14 protein-coding genes are annotated in these 17,704 nt (G+C 62.7%); 8 read left to right on the top strand and 6 right to left on the bottom strand.

Features of this window, described 5'->3' with window-relative positions; translation table 11 throughout:
- Positions 1-59: 59 nt before the first annotated feature.
- On the bottom strand, positions 60-494 hold the full coding sequence (locus VB618_RS01420; protein WP_329794705.1) for a MucR family transcriptional regulator: 435 nt from the start codon (positions 492-494) through the stop codon (positions 60-62).
- Positions 495-916: 422 nt separating this feature from the next.
- Between VB618_RS01420 and VB618_RS01415 the strand changes: the two genes are divergently transcribed.
- The 4 genes from VB618_RS01415 to VB618_RS01400 all read left to right on the top strand — a co-directional run bounded on the left by VB618_RS01415 (position 917) and on the right by VB618_RS01400 (position 8,573).
- Positions 917-3,028 (top strand): S9 family peptidase, encoded by a 2,112-nt coding sequence (locus VB618_RS01415; RefSeq protein WP_329794704.1) that lies wholly within the window; start codon positions 917-919, stop codon positions 3,026-3,028.
- Positions 3,029-3,115: 87 nt separating this feature from the next.
- Complete coding sequence (locus tag VB618_RS01410) at positions 3,116-5,506, top strand: PAS domain-containing protein (protein WP_329794703.1); 2,391 nt, start codon at positions 3,116-3,118, stop codon at positions 5,504-5,506.
- Between the two features lie 126 nt (positions 5,507-5,632).
- Positions 5,633-8,011 carry a PAS domain-containing protein gene (locus VB618_RS01405; protein ID WP_329794702.1) on the top strand — a complete coding sequence of 793 codons (2,379 nt, stop codon included), beginning with the start codon at positions 5,633-5,635 and terminating at the stop codon, positions 8,009-8,011.
- 10 nt (positions 8,012-8,021) lie between these two features.
- The gene (locus tag VB618_RS01400; protein ID WP_329794701.1) at positions 8,022-8,573 is read left to right on the top strand and encodes an isochorismatase family protein; all 552 of its coding nucleotides are present in this window, start codon (positions 8,022-8,024) and stop codon (positions 8,571-8,573) included.
- On the opposite strand, the gene VB618_RS01395 is transcribed toward VB618_RS01400, so the two are convergent.
- Complete coding sequence (locus tag VB618_RS01395) at positions 8,563-9,516, bottom strand: hypothetical protein (RefSeq protein ID WP_329794700.1); 954 nt, start codon at positions 9,514-9,516, stop codon at positions 8,563-8,565. The genes VB618_RS01400 and VB618_RS01395 overlap by 11 nt on opposite strands.
- 255 nt (positions 9,517-9,771) lie before the next feature.
- Here VB618_RS01395 and VB618_RS01390 point away from each other — a divergent pair, with 255 nt between their 5' ends.
- Positions 9,772-10,371, top strand: coding sequence for a superoxide dismutase (locus VB618_RS01390; RefSeq protein ID WP_329794698.1), 600 nt, complete (start codon positions 9,772-9,774; stop codon positions 10,369-10,371).
- A gap of 105 nt (positions 10,372-10,476) precedes the next feature.
- On the opposite strand, the gene VB618_RS01385 is transcribed toward VB618_RS01390, so the two are convergent.
- Entirely contained in the window at positions 10,477-11,322 is an 846-nt protein-coding gene (locus VB618_RS01385; protein ID WP_329794697.1) for a ChbG/HpnK family deacetylase, read from the bottom strand.
- Between the two features lie 96 nt (positions 11,323-11,418).
- On the opposite strand from VB618_RS01385, the gene VB618_RS01380 reads away from it, so the two are divergent.
- Together VB618_RS01380 and murJ are read left to right on the top strand one after the other, a co-directional pair.
- Complete coding sequence (locus VB618_RS01380) at positions 11,419-12,405, top strand: glycosyltransferase family 2 protein (RefSeq protein WP_329794696.1); 987 nt, start codon at positions 11,419-11,421, stop codon at positions 12,403-12,405.
- A gap of 3 nt (positions 12,406-12,408) precedes the next feature.
- Positions 12,409-13,935 (top strand): murein biosynthesis integral membrane protein MurJ, encoded by a 1,527-nt coding sequence (gene murJ, locus VB618_RS01375; protein ID WP_329794695.1) that lies wholly within the window; start codon positions 12,409-12,411, stop codon positions 13,933-13,935.
- Here the strand turns inward: murJ and VB618_RS01370 are convergent.
- The 3 genes from VB618_RS01370 to VB618_RS01360 all read right to left on the bottom strand — a co-directional run bounded on the left by VB618_RS01370 (position 13,916) and on the right by VB618_RS01360 (position 16,835).
- A complete protein-coding gene (locus VB618_RS01370; protein ID WP_329794694.1) occupies positions 13,916-15,088 on the bottom strand; it encodes an adenylate/guanylate cyclase domain-containing protein in 1,173 nt (390 codons plus the stop codon). The two genes, murJ and VB618_RS01370, sit on opposite strands and share 20 nt — an antisense overlap.
- Before the next feature lie 48 nt (positions 15,089-15,136).
- Positions 15,137-15,856: a DUF1194 domain-containing protein gene (locus tag VB618_RS01365; RefSeq protein ID WP_329794693.1), complete on the bottom strand. Its 720-nt coding sequence runs from the start codon at positions 15,854-15,856 to the stop codon at positions 15,137-15,139.
- Positions 15,857-15,950: 94 nt separating this feature from the next.
- On the bottom strand, positions 15,951-16,835 hold the full coding sequence (locus tag VB618_RS01360; RefSeq protein WP_329794692.1) for a branched-chain amino acid aminotransferase: 885 nt from the start codon (positions 16,833-16,835) through the stop codon (positions 15,951-15,953).
- Positions 16,836-16,994: 159 nt separating this feature from the next.
- On the opposite strand from VB618_RS01360, the gene VB618_RS01355 reads away from it, so the two are divergent.
- Positions 16,995-17,678 (top strand): haloacid dehalogenase type II, encoded by a 684-nt coding sequence (locus VB618_RS01355; RefSeq protein WP_329794691.1) that lies wholly within the window; start codon positions 16,995-16,997, stop codon positions 17,676-17,678.
- Positions 17,679-17,704 lie beyond the last annotated feature (26 nt).

The raw sequence follows: 17,704 nt of genomic DNA, 5'->3' as shown, positions 1-17,704 counted from the left end.
AAAGCTCTAAAATGAAAAAAGCCGCCCAGGGGCGGCTGATCTCAACGAAAGAAAGTCGCTTAGCTGGCGCTGCGCGAGGAGCGGCGCTTCCGGCGCTGCTGGCCCAGGCCCATTTCCTTGGCAAGCTCGGAGCGGGCCTTCGCGTAGTTGGGAGCCACCATCGGGTAATCGACGGGCAGGCCCCACTTCTCGCGGTACTGCTCGGGAGTCATGTTGTACTGCGTGCGCAGATGGCGCTTCAGCGACTTGAACTTCTTTCCGTCCTCAAGGCAGATGATGTAGTCCGGGGTCACGGACTTCTTCACCGGGATCGCGGGCTTGGGCGCCTCGACCGGGACTTCCACCGTGCCGCCCCCGACACGAACAAGAGCCGTATGGACTTCACTGATCAGAGTCGGAAGGTCGGACGAAGGAACAGAATTATTGCTGACATAGGCAGATACGATATCCGCAGCCAGCTCAATGTAGTTCGAAGCAGCGATATTGTCGCTCATTTTGATTTTCTTCCTTTCCGGCTCTTTGGAACGGCTCAAAAAAGCTTTTCAACCTATCTTTGAGCATTCTCGTCTGAAGCAATGCTTGCCTCTTCCTAGAACCGCACCGTACTTGCACAGAAATCGTGCTCGCCGGTCCAAGTATGGCAAATTCAGCCTCAATGCAAGATGTTCAAAAGGAAAACTTTGGAAAACTTCGTATCATCTTTCACTGTGCAATAAACCTTCGATCAAAATTTAATGCCTGTGTCCATAGGTTAGGCTCTCGATCATATGAATTCCATGCTTTGGAGCCGAAGAAGTAACTAATAAGGCACTTGAATAGAACACTCACGCGCCTGTCTTGCCCGTTTGGGACCCCCGGTGGGAAATCAGAGTTGTCTGTGCATAATCCTGCCCGACATTTCTCACCGGAAGATTTCATGAAAACCGAACGCCTCCCCTCTCAACCTCTGCCTGCTGCGCCGTCAATTCCGGCGAGACCTCACGTCTTCGAGATGCATGGGGCTCAAGTTCGGGACGACTACGCCTGGCTCAAGGCGGAGAACTGGAAGGAGGTTCTCAAGGATCCGACCGTTCTCGATCCGGAGATCCGGGCCTGCCTGGAACAGGAGAACGCCTACGCGGCTGCAGCCTTCGCAGGAACAGAAGAGTTCCAGGCCCGCCTCGTGGCCGAGATGCGCGCCCGCATCAAGGAAGACGATTCCAGCGTTCCCGAGCCGGACGGGCCTTACGCCTATTTCACCCGATACCGGGAGGGCGGACAGCACCCCCTCGTCTGCCGCCAGCCGCGCGATGGGGGACCTGAGACCATCATGCTGGATGGAGACAGGGAGGCCGAGGGCCGCCCCTTCTTCGATCTCGGCGGAGCGGATCACTCGCCCGATCACCGGCTTCTTGCATGGGGCGCGGACATCAAGGGATCGGAATACTTCACGATCCGCGTCCGTGACCTGGAGAGCGGCACCGACCTGTCCGACGAGGTGCCTCAGACCTCCGGCGGCGCCGTGTGGCTCAACGATTCCTCAAGCTTTTACTATGTCGAGCTCGACGAGAACCACCGCCCGGTCCGGGTCAAACTCCATCGCCTCGGCACGAGCCCCGATCAGGATCAGGTCGTCTACGAGGAGAAGGATCCCGGCTTCTTCGTGAAGCTCGGCACCACCCAGTCGGATGCCTTCGTGCTCATCGAGGCAAGCGATCACGAAACCTCCGAAATCTGGCTTCTCGACCGTGCCGATCTGTCGGCTGCGCCACGGATCGTCGAGCCGCGCACGCCGCAGCTCAAATACGACGTGGAGCACCACGGGGACGATCTCATCATCCTGACCAATGCGGACGGGTCGGAGGATTTCAAGATCGTCACAGCCCCCGTCGCGACCCCGGGGCGCGATAACTGGCGTGATCTGGTGCCCTACCGCTCCGGCACGATGATCCTCTCGCACGTGGCGCTCGCCCGTTATCTCGTGCGCCTCGAACGCGAGAACGCGAACCCGCGCATCGTGCTGCGGGAGTTCGCAACAGGGCGCGAGGAGAGCGTTGCCTTCGACGAAGAGGCCTATTCGCTGGGTTTCTCGGCGGGATACGAGTTCGACACGGACGTGATCCGCTATCACTACTCGTCGATGACAACCCCGAGTGAGGTGATCGACTACAACCTGCGCACCGGGGAACGGACGATGCGCAAAAGGCAGGAGGTGCCCAGCGGGCACAACCCTGCCGATTACGTGACCCGCCGCCTGTTCGCCACCGCTCCCGACGGAGAGCAGGTGCCGATCTCCCTCGTTCACCGGCGTGAGGTCGCCCTCGACGGATCCGCACCCTGTCTGCTCTACGGCTATGGCTCCTACGGCATGTCCATGCCGGCGGCTTTCCGCACGGGGATCCTGTCTCTCGTCGACCGTGGCTTCGTCTATGCCATTGCGCATATCCGTGGCGGAACGGAAAAGGGCTGGCGCTGGTACATGGACGGCAAGCGCGAGAAGAAGACCAACAGTTTCACGGACTTCGTTGCCTGCGGCGAGACCTTGATCCAGACCGGCTACACCTCCCGCGGCCGTATCGTCGCCCATGGCGGCAGCGCCGGCGGCATGCTTATGGGCGCGGTGGCGAATCTGGCGCCGGACCTCTTCGCCGGGATCATCGCCGAGGTGCCATTCGTCGACGTGCTCAACACCATGCTCGACAGCGAGCTTCCCCTCACCCCGCCCGAATGGCCGGAATGGGGCAATCCGGCTGCGGACGAAGCCGCCTTCCGCACCATCCTGTCCTACTCGCCCTACGACAACGTGAAGCCCCAGGCCTATCCGGCCATCCTGGCGCTTGCAGGTCTCACCGACCCGCGCGTCACTTACTGGGAACCGGCGAAGTGGATGGCACGGCTCCGGGCAACCATGACGGATGGTGGCCCGATCCTGTTCAAGCTCAACATGGAGGCCGGGCACGCAGGTGCCGCCGGCCGCTTCGACCGCCTTGAGGAAGTCGCCCTCGCCTATACCTTCGCGCTAAAGTGCATCGGGGGGTTTCAGAGCTGACGCAAAGCCCTATGTCTCGTTGTAGCGTATCCTGCTGCGCAGCTTGCGGCAGCCGGGAGACATCGGGGATTTCGAGAGTATGCGCAGATGACGGAAAGGGGCCCTTCAGGGACGGCCTCCAATGTCGCCTCCTATGGAGAAGGCGACAGGCAGCGCTTTGCTGATCTGGAACGTCGCCTGCGTGAGACGGAGGATGCCCTGCGCCTGAGCACCGGCAAATTGCGAATGGCGCTCGAGATCGGCAAGATCGGGTCCTGGGAGCGCGATCTCAGGACCGGAGAGGTTACCGGGTCTGCAACCTTCAAGGCGACCCTGGGCCTGCCGCTGGATGCTCCCTTGAACTACGAGGAATTCCTGAAGCTTATCCATCCTGGCGATATGGACCGGATGAATCAGGCTATCGTCTTCGCGCTCAAGACGAAAACCGATTTCAACGTCGAGCACCGGGTGATCCGGCCCGATGGTCGCATCGGGCGCGTTCTCGTCCGCGGAGGCGCAATCTTCGAGGGCGAGGAACCCGTTCGCCTGATGGGGATCATCCAGGATGTGACAGCCCGTGAACAGGCCAAGGAGGACATGCATTCGGCCCAGCGCCGGCAGGAGTTCCTCCTGACCCTGAACGACCAGTTGCGCAGCCTCGAGGATCCCGACGCCATCATGGAGACGACAGCCAAAAGCCTTGGGCGATTCCTCAAGGTGGATTGTGCCGGGTATGGCGAGGTCGACGAGGAGCGCGGCGTCATCCTGGTGGAGCGCGAATGGTCGAAGGGGGCCATCGGAAACGAGGGACGAGCCTACCGTCTCTACGATTTCCTTCCCACAATGATGGCGGAACTCAAGCAGGGCAGGCCCATCTTCGTCGAAGACATCAGGAGCGACCCGCGCGCAGACAATCCCGAGGTCCAGGCGGCCTACAGCACCATCAATGCCCGCGCGGCTCTGGCAGTGCCCCTGCTCAAGAACCAGAAGCTGACGGCCGTTCTCTACATGCACACATCCCAGCCCCGCGCTTGGTTCGGGGACGAGTTGTCCCTTGTCGAGGACGTCGCCGAGCGGACGTGGACGGCCGTAGAGAAGGCTCGGGCCGAGAGGGATTTGCGGGAAACCGATGCCCGATTCCGACTGATCGCGGAGTCTCTGCCGGCACTGGTTTGGATTCTCAATCCGAAGACCGAGTTGCTCTACACAAACGAGCGTTGGGTCACCTATTCGGGCCTTCCCCGCGAAGAGGCGCTCGGCCACAGCTGGACGCGGGCCATTCATCCCGACGACATGGCCAGAATGAGTGAGGAGCTGGTGCCGGTCGTCACCCTGCATACACCCTATACGACAGAAGCCAGATACAGATCGCATGAGGGTCATTACCGTTGGCATCTGATCCAAGGCGCTCCCATCCACTTCTCAACCGGGGAGTTCAAGGGTTGGGTCGGCACCAGCGTCGACATCCACGATCTCAAGGTAACAGAGGATGCTCTGCGCAAAAGCGAGGAGCAGCTTCGCATCGCTCTTCAGGCGGCCAAGATGGGAGACTGGACCTGGGATTCGGTCACGAACATGGTGAGCCATTCCGATCGCGCGGCCGAGATTGTCGGAGCACCCCTCGGATCGAGCGTTAGGCCGGAAGAGATCCGTGACAGAATCCATCCGGCCGATCTGCCTCACATGATCAAGACCAAGGAAAAAGCCGTCGCGACTGGACAGCCCTATAGCGTCCAGTACCGCATGAGGCGCTTCAACGACGGCGCCGAGATCTGGATCGCCACCCAGGCACAGACAACCCAGAACGAGGATGGAACCCTTGTCACCAGCGGCATCATCCAGGACATCACCGAAAGCAAGCAAGCTGAGGAACGTCAGCAGTTGCTGATCCGGGAGCTGCACCACCGGGTCAAGAACACGCTGGCCACCGTCCAGGCCATCGTCGGCTCCACCGCCCGCACGGCCTCCAGCATCGACGAGTTCTACCAGGGCTTCGTCGGCCGCATCGTGTCGCTGTCCCGCACCCACAACCTGCTCACCGAGGACCTGTGGCAGAAGGCAGCCCTGGAGGACCTGATCCAGACCGAGCTCGGCCCCTATGAGGACGGCGCGCGCAACCGCATCACCGTCGAAGGCCCGCATGTGGAGTTGCCCTCAGAAGCGGCTGTTCCCATCGGCATGGCCATTCACGAGCTCACCACCAATGCGGCCAAGCACGGAGCACTGTCGACTTTCGGCGGCCAGGTGGAGGTGCGCTGGCGGGTGGAGCCGGGAGAGGAACGGCCGGTGCTGCACTTTACCTGGACCGAGCATGGCGGACCGCGGGTGAGCACGCCCACCCGCCAGGGCTTCGGCTCGCGCCTGCTGCAGCGGGTGCTGGCCACCCAGCTGCAGGCCGACGTCTCGATGAACTTCCCCGAGGAAGGGCTGCGCTTCGCCATGACAATGGCCATCCCAGGCCAACCAACCATCTTCAACCCCGATCGTTCAGAAAGTTAACCGTCTGTTCGATATTTTACTGTTCCCTGGGTTATTGCCCCCTTCTCAGCATGACTTTACGGCATGAGGTGACGTAGCCTCCAGAAATGCTTAGAAAGCAGCAGACGCAGCTCAAGAGCATTTTTCATGATCAACAGGGTCGACGTTCCTCCGTATCCAAGAACCAAGGCGCCGCAAGGCGAGCGGCACCCGGAGACACAGGAAAAGAGCCGAGACATCAGCGGAACGCAATCGATCGGAAACAGCGCCATGCTGCGTCTGGCGCTTGAGATCGGCCGGCTGGGATCATGGGAGCGGGATCTCGTGACGAACGAGATTACTGCCAATCCGATCTGCAGGGCACACCTCGGACTGCCTGCCGATGAGCCTTTGACCTTCGAAAAGCTGAAGAGGCTGCAGCATCCAGGCGATGTCGAGCGCATCAATCAAGCCGTCACCTATGCGCTGGCAACGCGCTCTGACTTCAACATAGAACATCGCATCGTCCGCCCCGACGGCTATATCGGCCGCCTCCACGTGAGAGGCACGCCTATCTTTGAAGATGGTAAGCCTGTCCGTCTCGTGGGCGTTACGCAGGACGTTACGGAGCGGGAGCGAGCCAGGGAAGAGATCAGGGATGCCCAGCGCCGGCAGGACTACCTCCTGAAGCTCAACGAGCAGCTGCGGGACGCCAAGGATCCTTTTACCATCATGGAGGCGACAGCCCAAAGCATCGGCCAGCTCCTGAAGGTGGATTGCGTCGGCTACGGCGAAGTCGACGATAATCGCGACATTGTGCTTGTCGAGAGAGAGTGGACCAAAGGCGCCATCAGCAACGAAGGCCGTGCCTACCGTCTGCGGGAATTCCTGCATGGCATGATCGACGACTCGAAAGAGGGCAAGGTCCTTGCCATCGAAGACACCGCAACCGATCCACGGACGAGCGATGCCGCGCTCCAAAGCTTCTACAGCACCATCAATGCCAGGGCCGTTCTCACTGTCCCACTGCTCAAGGGCGGCCAGATAACAGCTATTCTCTATGTCACCTCGTCCATGCCCCGATCCTGGTCGAAGGAAGATTTGTCCCTGGTTGAGGATATCGCCGAGCGGACCTGGATTGCGGTAGAGAAAGTGCGGGCTGAACACGATCTCCGCGAGACGGAAGATCGGATTAAGATGTTCACGGAAGCGCTCCCGGGTTTCGCCTTTATCACAACGCCGGAACTGGAGCTGTTGTGGGTCAACGAGCGCAGGTGGACCGAATTTTCCGGCCTGACTTTAGAGGAAGCTCTCGGCCATGGCTGGCTGACTGCCGTTCACCCAGACGATGTAGCGAGATTGGCGGAGGACGCCCGTAGCGAGACTCGCGATCTGCAAGCCGTAGAACTGCGTTACCGGGCTGTCGATGGCACCTATCATTGGCATCTGGCACGCGTTGTCCCCTTCTATGATCGGAACGGCGAATTCAAAGGCCGGATCGGAACGAGCCTCGACATCCATAGCCTGAAGGAGACGGAAGCGGCCTTGCGCGAAAGCGAGGAGCGTCTGGCGCTGGCGCAGCGCGCTGCGCGGATCGGCGTCTTCGATTGGGACGTATCCAGCGGGGCTATAACCTGGACTCCCGAGCAGGAGCAGATGTTCGGAATCGAACTCGGCAGCTTTGAAGGAAACTACGAGGGCTGGAGTTCCCGCGTTCACCCGGCGGATGTTGCTGCATTTGAGAAGAGTTTCCACGAGGCCGTTTCCCGGGGCGATCAGGAACTGGCCTTCGCGTACCGGATTGTGCTGCCGGATGGCTCGTTCCGCCACATCGAGGGCCGAATGGTGATCTTCTATGCGCCGGATAGCACTCCGAAGCGCATTATCGGCGTCAATATCGATGTCACCAAGCACAAACAGGCGGAGCATCGCCAGCAGTTGCTGATCCGGGAGCTGCACCACCGGGTCAAGAACACGCTGGCCACCGTCCAGGCCATCGTCGGCTCCACCGCCCGCACGGCCTCCAGCATCGACGAGTTCTACCAGGGCTTCGTCGGCCGCATCGTGTCGCTGTCCCGCACCCACAACCTGCTCACCGAGGACCTGTGGCAGAAGGCAGCCCTGGAGGACCTGATCCAGACCGAGCTCGGCCCCTATGAGGACGGCGCGCGCAACCGCATCACCGTCGAAGGCCCGCATGTGGAGTTGCCCTCAGAAGCGGCTGTTCCCATCGGCATGGCCATTCACGAGCTCACCACCAATGCGGCCAAGCACGGAGCACTGTCGACTTTCGGCGGCCAGGTGGAGGTGCGCTGGCGGGTGGAGCCGGGAGAGGAACGGCCGGTGCTGCACTTTACCTGGACCGAGCATGGCGGACCGCGGGTGAGCACGCCCACCCGCCAGGGCTTCGGCTCGCGCCTGCTGCAGCGGGTGCTGGCCACCCAGCTGCAGGCCGACGTCTCGATGAACTTCCCCGAGGAAGGGCTGCGCTTCGCCATGACAATGGCCATCCCAGGCGCACCCCCGATCTTCAACCCGGACCAATGATGTCATGCTGATGAACGCAAGCCGCTCACACTTGCTGGTGGTCGATGTTCAGGCCCGCCTGATGCCCGCGATCCACGAGGGCGAGGCTCTTGTCCGCAACTTGGCAACCCTGCTGGAAGTGGCCAAGCGGCTTAGAGTTCCCGTGACGGTGACGGAGCAGTATCCCAAAGGCCTGGGCGCCACCCTTCCAGCAGTGGCAGAGGCGCTCCCCACTGATGCGGCCACCCTGTCGAAGACTACCTTCTCGGCCGCGCGCGAGCCGTCGATTGCGGAGCGGATCGCAACCTTGCGGGGCAGCGGCCGCGATCAGCTCATGGTCTGTGGGGCCGAGGCGCATATCTGCGTGCTGCAGACTGCCCTGGAGTTCAAGACGTCAGGCCTGGAGGTATTCGTAATTGCAGATGCGGTATCGAGCCGCTCGCCTCACAGCGTCAACGCCGCCTGCGCGCGGCTGCTGCATGCAGGCTGCCATTGGGTGACCATGGAGATGGTCGCTTTCGAATGGATGGAGCGGGCCGCGACGGAAGATTTCCGCGCCTTGTCTCCACTCTTCAAAGGCTAGCCGACGAGTTGCCTTCGCCGCCGGCCGCGATGAATTCCTTCAGCTCGTCCAGAGACTGGAACCGGAATGTGCCGCTCGGGGTCTGAGCCTCAATCGAGCCGTCCGAGAACATGACGTACTTGTTGTCCCCGGAATTGTAGGTGCCGATGATCGTGGCCGGGCTCTCCTCGTCGGACAGCGCCTCGTCCTCGGAAGGTGCTTCCTGACCGACCTCGGCGACGGCAGGCTTGCTGTCATGTTGCGGCTCTACATCGGCTTCATCATCTGAAACGGGCTCCAGAGGCTCATCGCTCCGGTCGCGATCCTTGACCTCAGGCTCACGGTCGTCCTGATCGAGCACATCGAGGTCGAGTCCGGGTTCTGCAACGAGGTGATCCTGCTCGTCATTGCGCCGCCGGTCGGCCAGGAGGAAGTCCGGCACCTTGAGGTCCTGCTCCTGCTCATCCTGGGCAGGCGGGGCAGCCGGGGTTGTCCTCGGCGGGAATGGAATGACGGGCGCCGCATCCCTGTCCTCGGGCCATCCGGCAACCGCTACCGCAGCCTCATCCTGCTCGCGTCTCTCGTGCTCATCGAACAGCGGCAGGGTCGGCTGGTTATCGTCCGTGCGCTCCTCGTAGGCACCGGCCGCGTCTGCGGCCGCGACACCGCCCGCGAGCCCGCCACCAAGCCCTGCACCGGCAATCGCTCCGGGAGCGCGATAGCCCATGCCGAACTCATCGAGTCCGGACCCGGCCTGCAGCCCGGAAAGCCGCCTTTCGATCTTCCCCAGCTTGGAGACCGCCGCCGCGATGCCGAGCAGAAGCGCGCCGCTTGCGGCCGTGACGCTGCCCGCGATCACCATCGTCCAGCCGCGCTCGACCAGAACGATATCCCATCCAAAGAAAGCAGCCAGCAATCCACCAACAATCATCGCAAGAGCGAGGGCCAGAAGAGCGATGATCATGCTGTCTCCATCATACGCAAACCAAGGATTATCGCGGAAAAGCTATGCTTCTATAGGCAAAAGACAACCGGCTGTGAAGCTTGAGCAGAAAAAAGTCCGGAGCTTGGCCGTTGCTCTTGAGCCCCTGGCGCTTTAACTAACGCTCAAGCGCATCCGGCGATGCGCGGTCGCAAGTGACCGACATCGGATCGACCCCAAAGTCGCCACTACTTTCAGGTCCGATGCCCCGGGTCGCTCAATCCAAAGGAGACGCCGATGTCGTTCACCCTGCCCGAACTGCCTTATGCCTATGATGCCCTGCAGCCCTACATGTCGCGGGAAACCCTGGAGTTTCACCACGACAAGCACCATGCAGCTTACGTCAACACCGGCAACAACCTGCTGAAAGGCACGGAATTCGAAGGCAAGAGCGTCGAGGAGGTCGTGAAGGGCTCCTACGGCAAGAACCAGGCCCTCTTCAACAATGCCGGACAGCATTACAATCACATCCATTTCTGGATGTGGATGAAGCCGAATGGCGGCGGCGCCCTGCCGGGCAAGCTCGAGAAGAAGATCGTCGAGGATCTCGGCTCCGTCGACAAGATGAAGGAAGACTTCATCCAAGCCGGCGTCAGCCAGTTCGGCTCGGGCTGGGCTTGGCTCGCGCTCAAGGACGGCAAGATCACCGTCATGAAGACCCCGAACGGCGAGAACCCGCTGGTCCACGGCGCACAGCCGATCCTCGGTTGCGACGTGTGGGAGCATTCCTACTACATCGACTACCGCAACCGCCGCCCCGACTACGTCAAGGCCTTCCTCGACAATCTCGTGAACTGGGAGCATGTCGAGGAGATGTTCGAGACCGCATCGAAGTAAGCGCAATAACGCTGCGTCAGACGGGCCTCTTCGGAGGCCCGTTTTGTTTTACTGACTGCTTTCGGGAATGGCGCCGACACAGGGCGGATGATGACCAAGTGTCTTTCAGACGATGGTGCCCACAAGCCGCAATCCCCGCTCCTCCAGCAATTCGCGAAAAGCGTCCGACTTCAGATAATTCAGCTCCTCCACGCGGCTCTCTACAGCTGGATCGAGCCCACGCAACTCATCGTCCACATAGCCCGGATGGCACATGACGAGAGGGCGAAGCCCGAGCTTCGAGAACGCCTCCTTGAAGACACGTTCAGCCGGCACGGAAAGGTCGAGCGGGGCGAAGCCTGAGAATCCCTCATTGGTATCAAAGCCCGCCGCATGGGCAGCTCGGGCGAAGCCTTGGGACAGAGATTTCACGATCAACGCCTTGCTGCGCCCGATGGGCCGGCGCAGGATCGCGGCAATCCGATCCGAAGGATCGCGCAGCCAGATACGCCCGGCATAACCCCTCTCCGTCAGAACCTTGATCAGGGCCAGCCTGATCCCCGGCAGCACATGAACGTGCTGATGGCCATCCACGAAGGCTGGCGGCTCCCCGTGAGCCTCGATGAAGGCATCAAGCTGGCGTTCTATCTCCTGCGCAATCTCGTCTGCCAGGAGCTTACGGCTCAAGGCTTTCGGCAGGAGGTCCTTCAGTGTGGGAAATACCCCCGACGGGGCAAACTGCGGCATCAAGCCTAAAGGCGACCCCGTGGTGAGGTTGAGGTGAAGGCCTACGGCAATCCGGCCCTGCAGGGGCCTCAGATCCCCGGCGGCCCGCCGCCAGCCGGGCATGTTGGTCATGGCTCCCGTGGCCGAGAGGCGGCCCATCTCCGCCAGTTCGACGATGCCCCGGCTCACCCCATCGGCGAGGCCGAAATCGTCGGCGCAGAGGATGACGTTGCGTGAGAGGCCCATGAATGTCCTAGAAATCGGTTCTGCCGCACCCTAATGCTCTTGAGCAAAGCCGCAAACTCGGCTCTTGATGCGGCCCGACAATCAAGGGTTCATCCAGTGGCGTCGCCCAAGCTCAGCGTCATCATCCCGGTTCACAACGAGAGCGCGAACATCGCGCCTCTCTGCGAGCGCCTGCTGCCGGTCCTCGACCGGATCACCTCAGCCTGGGAGCTGATCTTCGTGGACGATGGCAGCCGGGACAACACCCTGGACATCATCAAGGACGTCAGCCGGCAGGAGCCCCGGATCGGAGCTGTCTCCTTCAGCCGCAATTTCGGCAAGGAGATCGCCATTGCGGCGGGGCTCGACCATACCCGGGGCGATGCGGTGGTGATCATGGATGCCGACCTCCAGCATCCGCCGGAAATGATCGAGACCTTCGTGGAACGCTGGCGCGAGGGCTATCTCATGGTCTACGGCCAGCGCACCGACCGCACGGACGAGACCCGGGTCAAGCGCGGTTTCGCTCAGGTCTTCTACAAGCTTTTCGCCCGTTTCGGAGAGATCCCCCTGCCCGAGGGCGCGGGCGACTTCCGGCTCATCGACCGCAAAGGCGTCGACGTTCTCAGAACTCTCGGCGAGCGGGCACGCTTCTCTAAGGGCCTCTATGCCTGGATCGGCTTCAAGGCCACGGGCGTGCCGTTCGTGGTGGAGGAGCGCCGCTTCGGCACCACCCAATGGAGCTTCAGAAAGCTCTTCCGCTTCGCCTTCGACGGCATCGCGGCCTTCTCCACAGTGCCACTGAGGATCTGGACCTATATCGGCTTCCTGATCTCGTTCATGGCCATTGCCACGGCCGTGTTCTTCACGATCCGGACGCTGCTGTTCGGAACCGACCTCCCCGGCTTTCCGAGCCTGATCGTCTCCGTCATGTTCTTCTCCGGCATACAGCTCATGTCGCTCGGCATCGTCGGCGAATATGTCGGCCGCATCTTCGCCGAGGTGAAGCGGCGACCGCTCTACGTGGTGGCCGAGCGGATCGGCGGTGCGACGGAGGTCTCGAACGACCTCGTTCCCGACACTTACCGACTGCGCCGGGCCTGACCGATGTTCAAGAAGATCCTCTCCGTCGGCAGCTGGACGCTGGTCTCGCGCCTCACCGGCTTCATCCGCGACGTGGTGCTGGCGGCCATCATGGGCGTGGGCCCCATCGCCGACGCCTTTGTGGTGGCCTCCCGCATCCCCAACCATTTTCGGGCGATCTTCAGCGAAGGAGCCTTCAACAGCGCGTTCCTGCCCACCTATGCGGGTGTGCTGGAACGGGATGGCGCCGCCCCAGCCCGCTCGTTTGCCAGCCGCATCGGCACCCTGATGCTGATCGTGCAGGTGCTGCTGCTGGTGGTAGCCCTCGTGGGCATGCCGGTGGTGGTGAGCCTGCTCGCTCCGGGCTTCTCGGACGAGCCGCAGAAGTTCGACCTGGCGGTGACGCTCACCCGCATCACCTTCCCGTACCTTCTCTTCGTCACCCTGGTGACGATCCTCTCAGGCATCCTCAACGCCCATGAGCGCTTCGCGGCAGCTGCCGCCGCGCCCGTGCTGCTCAACGTCTCCATCGTGGCAGCGCTGGCGGTCGCGTTCCTGTTCCCGAACGCCGGCTATGCGGCTGCCTGGGGCGTCACGGTGGCGGGCGTGCTCGAATTGCTGCTGGTCTGGTTTTCCGCGAAGCGCCTGGGCGTCGCGCCGACGATTGCAGCGCCGCGCTTCGATCCGGCCATGAAGCATTTCTTCAAGGTGCTCGGGCCAGCCATCATCGGCTCGGCAGGCGTGCAGCTCGCCCTCTTTGCCGACACGATCATCGCCTCGCTGCTGCCCACCGGCGCGGTCGCCTCGCTCTATTATGCCGAGCGCATCTATCAGCTGCCGCTGGGCGTGATCGGGATTGCTGCCGGCACCGTGCTGCTGCCCGAGATGAGCCGCCGCATCGCCGCCGGCGACGTGACCGGGGCTCATGGCGCTCAGAACCGGGCCGTGGGTTTGACCCTGGCGCTCGCCGCCCCGTTCGTGGTGGCCTTCGTGACGCTTCCCGATCTCATCATGTCGGCCCTGTTCCAGCGCGGCGCCTTCGATGCGGCCGCGGCCGCACGCTCCGGTGCGGTTCTTGCCGCCTATGCTGTCGGCCTGCCGGCCGCCGTGCTCATCCGCTCGGCGGTGGCGAGCTTCTATTCCCGCTCGGATACGGTGACGCCGCTGATTGCCTCGCTCACGGCTGTAGCGGTCAACGTGGCGCTGAAGATCGTGCTGACCGGGCGCTACGGCGTGGTCGGCCTGGCGCTTGCCACTGCCATCGGCATCTGGGTCAATCTCGGGCTTCTTATCCTGCTTGCTCTGCGCCGGGACTGGATGGCTCTTAGCGGAATGCTCGGACGCACCGCAGCCGCCGTTGCCGTGGCGAGCCTGCTGCTCGGGGCCTTCGCCTGGTTCGCACCCCTGCCTCTGTCCGAATGGACCGCCCGGCTCCCCGCCTGGAACAACGAGATCCTGCTCGCGATTCTTGGGGCAGCCGGCGCCCTCCTCTATGGCGGCGTGCTGCTGGCGGGGCTCAAGATGCTCGGGGTCAGGCTGTCCAGACGCTGACGTCGCTCAAGGTGAACAGCTCCCGTTCCGTAGCGATACCTCGCAGGCGGTGTCTGCCGAGGGAGCGAACCGGCACCGGGCTCACGGAGGCAACCCGGTCGGACAGGATGACCGAGCAGTCGAGGACGTTGCAAAGCGCCTCCATGCGGCTCGCCTCGTTCACGGCAGGTCCGATCACCGTGAAGTCGAGGCGACCGGCAGCGCCGATATTGCCGTAGAACACATCCCCGCAATGGAGCGCGATATCGAGACTCAGCGGGGTGTCATATTCGCGGTTGACGGCCTCGTTACGCTCAAGCGCCACTTGCGCGGCCCGGATCGCCGCCGCACAGGCGCTCTCGTGCGACCGCTCCTCGGTGATCGGAAAAGCGGCCAGAAGGCCGTCGCCTAAGAACTTGAGCACTTCCCCGCCCTGCTCCGCCACCGGATCGGCCATGGCCTCCAGGTGCCGGTCGAGGCGGGCGATCAGGTCGAGACCTGCCGTGTCCGCAAGTGTCGTGAAGCCTCTGAGATCCGCAAAGAGCAGGGCCGCCTCGATGGTCGTGCCGGAGCCGCGCCGGATCGCTCCACTCAGCACGCGCCGACCGGCCGAGAACCCCACATAAGTGTCGAGCATCGCAACCGTGAGGTCGAACAGGGTCATGCGGTAGGCGGCAAGGCCCAGGAGCGGCAGGAGCGCGTCGATCCGGGCGATCTCCTCCGGCCGGAGGCCCTCGGGGCGGCTGGTCGAGAAGGCGGCCCCGATCCCCCGCAGGTCAGGCGCGCTGGTGTTGCCGAAGCTGATGAGACGCGCCAGGTAATCCTTGCCCCCTAAGGCTCTCACATCCTCGAAGACGCCGAACAGACCTGCGTCCGCGCCGTTGATGAGCCAATGGCAGCTCTCCTGCTCAGTGCGCATCATGTAGGCGAAGGGACTCACTTCGAAGGCATCCGCATTGCGCTCGTGGGAGACCCCTTCCACGACCGTGCCGGCGGATCGGGTCCACAGATGCGTATAGACGCGAATCGTCGGATTGACGGTCGGCAGGGCGATGTAGGCCCGGACCAGGGGGATGCCCTCGCCGACCAGCCGCTCGGCAACCCCTGAGAGCAGCGTGGTCATGTCCGACCCGTGCAGGCCCTGTTCGATGATCCAGTCTTCGAGATTCGCCATGGGCTCACTCTAGCATTTCAGGCAGGCTTGTCCTCAAGCCATCGCCATCTAGCGGCGGGTGTGGCGCGTCGTGCCTCCCGTGCCGGCGATCTCCGTCAGGAGCTTGCGGCGGGCGGCGAGGGCAAAGGGCTGCGTTTCGTCGGCGATCTCCACGAAGGAGCCAGGACCTCCGATGACATTCTGCGCGTAATAATCCTCCAGCGACATGCCGCCGGGCCCGCCCGGACGGCCGCTGCCGGGCCGGCGGATGGCGAGCGCATTGATGGTGAAGCCCTTGGCCAGCGCCTCCGCCCTTACCTGCTCCAGGGACCGGCCGTTCATGTTCGGACCGTCGCCCGAGACATCGATCACCTTGCACGTGCCCTCGTGGGCGTTGCCCTCCACGAGGCGCATGGAGAAGTCGATGGCATTGGAGATGGAATTGTAGCCAGTCGCGCCACGCGGGGCGCTCAGGAGCTTGTCGGAGAACACTCTCGCGCTCGCCTCGTCGCGGATCACGTGCCAGTCGACGATCAGCACCTGGGAGCTCGGCCCGCCCCATTCCATGTAGGCGACCGCAATGGCCCCGATAGGGCCGTCCTTGATGCCGTTGAGCACATCGGGGCTGGTCAGCGCATCGGCCCAGCCCTTCCGTTGGAGGCGCAGCTCGTCATTGTCGATGGAGCCCGAGCCATCGGCCGCGAAGACCAGCTCCAGATCGACCGATTCCGCCTCAGCCGGAGTCGTCAGGAGGCTCAGGGCCACAAGGCTTTTCAGGATAAACCGCATCGGGGGCTCCGGCGTTGGGCACAATGCTGGAGCCATGTAGGGCACGAGGCGACCAAGCCGCCTCGCGCATCGTTCACAACTTCGTTGAAGGCCTTCAAGCCGCCTTGAGGACACCCTTGTCATGGGCGAAGGCCCAGTAGAGTTCCCGCGCCTTGCGGTAGAACGGGCCGGGCTGGAGATCGCGGTTGTCGATGCGCAGCACCGGCATCACCTTGGAATAGTTGCCCGAGATGAAGATCTCGTCGGCGCCGGCGAAATCTTCGTAGCGCAGGGTGCTCTCGACCACCTGCACGCCGTCGTCGCGCAGGAGCTGGATCACCCGCTGGCGGGTGATGCCATTGAGGAATGTGCCGTTCGGATAAGGCGTATGGACCACGCCGTCTTTCGCCATGAACACGTTGGAGGTGGCGGTCTCGGCCACGTTGCCGAGGGCATCGCACACCAGCGCGTTGTCGAAGCCCTTCTCCTTCGCCTCGCGGATCACGCGGGCATTGTTCGGGTAGAGAGCCCCGGCTTTCGCATCGGTCGGCATGGATTCGAGGGTCGGACGGCGGAAGCTCGACTTCGTGAGCGAGGTTCCACCCGGCACCGGCATCGGCGCCTCGAAGAGGGAGAGGCAGAACTGGGTCGATTCCGGGTCCGGCGCGATGGTGGACAGGCCCTCGGCCTCGCCCCAGTACATGGGCTTCACATAAAGCGCCGTGCCGGGCGCGAACTTCTGCACGCCCTCGCGGACCAGATCGAAGATGGCCTGAGGCTCCATAGTCGGCTTGAGGCCGATGGTGAGGGCCGAACGGTTCACGCGCTCGCAGTGCAGGTCGAGATCGGGCGCAACGCCCTCGAACACACGGGCACCGTCGAAGACGGAGGAGCCGAGCCAGGACACGTGCGAGCGCGGCCCGATCATGGGCGGATTGCCCTCGTGCCAAGCGCCGTTGAACCAGTTCCAGGTTTGCGAATACCAAGCCACGTGTATCATCCTTTGGGTCAGAAATTCTGCCCTATCGAAACGCCTGCGCCGGCAACCGTCAATCGCTGTGCTTAAGACTGGGACATAAAGTCTTGTGATGGGTTTCATGCGAAGGGCTGATCATTGGCCGGCTTGCCACGGCCCGCGCCCAGTGAAAGTCTGCCCTTCATGACCAGCCACAGCCTTATCCCCGCCCCTACCAAGGCCGTCATCTTCGACGCCTATGGAACATTGTTCGACGTGCATTCCGCCGTCAGCCGCCACATGGCCCAGGTCGGGCCCGACGCAGCGCGCTTCTCGGAAGTGTGGCGCACGAAGCAGCTCGAGTATTCCTGGGTGCTGTCGCTGGCGGGCCGATATGAGCCCTTCTGGACTCTGACCGAGCAGGCGCTCGATTATGCGTTCGCGCGATTTCCGGATGTGGACCGCTTCCTGAGGCCGCTACTTCTGGATGCCTATCGCACCCTCGATGCCTATCCGGAGGTTCGGCGGACGCTCCAGGGCTTGCAGTCGCGCGGCCTTCGCACGGGCATCCTGTCGAACGGCGATCCCGGCATGCTGAATGCGGCCGTATCGTCAGCAAGTCTTTCGAATGATCTCGACGTAGTTTTGTCCGTCGACGCCGTGCAGATCTTCAAGACGAGCCCACGCAGCTACGACCTCGTGCTGCAGGCCCTGTCCGTCGCTGCAAGCGAAGTCGTGTTCATGTCATCCAACCGCTGGGACATCGCAGGTGCAGCCGCCTTCGGGTTCACGCCAATCTGGGTGAACCGACTGGGTCTGCCGGATGAGTACGCGGAGCTTCCTCCGAGCTCAGTCATCGCATCGCTCGACGAGTTGGTGATGACTTAAGGCAAGCGCGACGCTCCCACACCTCT

The organism is Microvirga sp. CF3062 (assembly GCF_036314045.1).
In the GTDB taxonomy this organism is placed as follows: domain Bacteria; phylum Pseudomonadota; class Alphaproteobacteria; order Rhizobiales; family Beijerinckiaceae; genus Microvirga.
The sequence above is the reverse complement of the archived record's forward strand: the minus strand, read 5'-3'. Positions and strand labels throughout refer to the sequence as shown.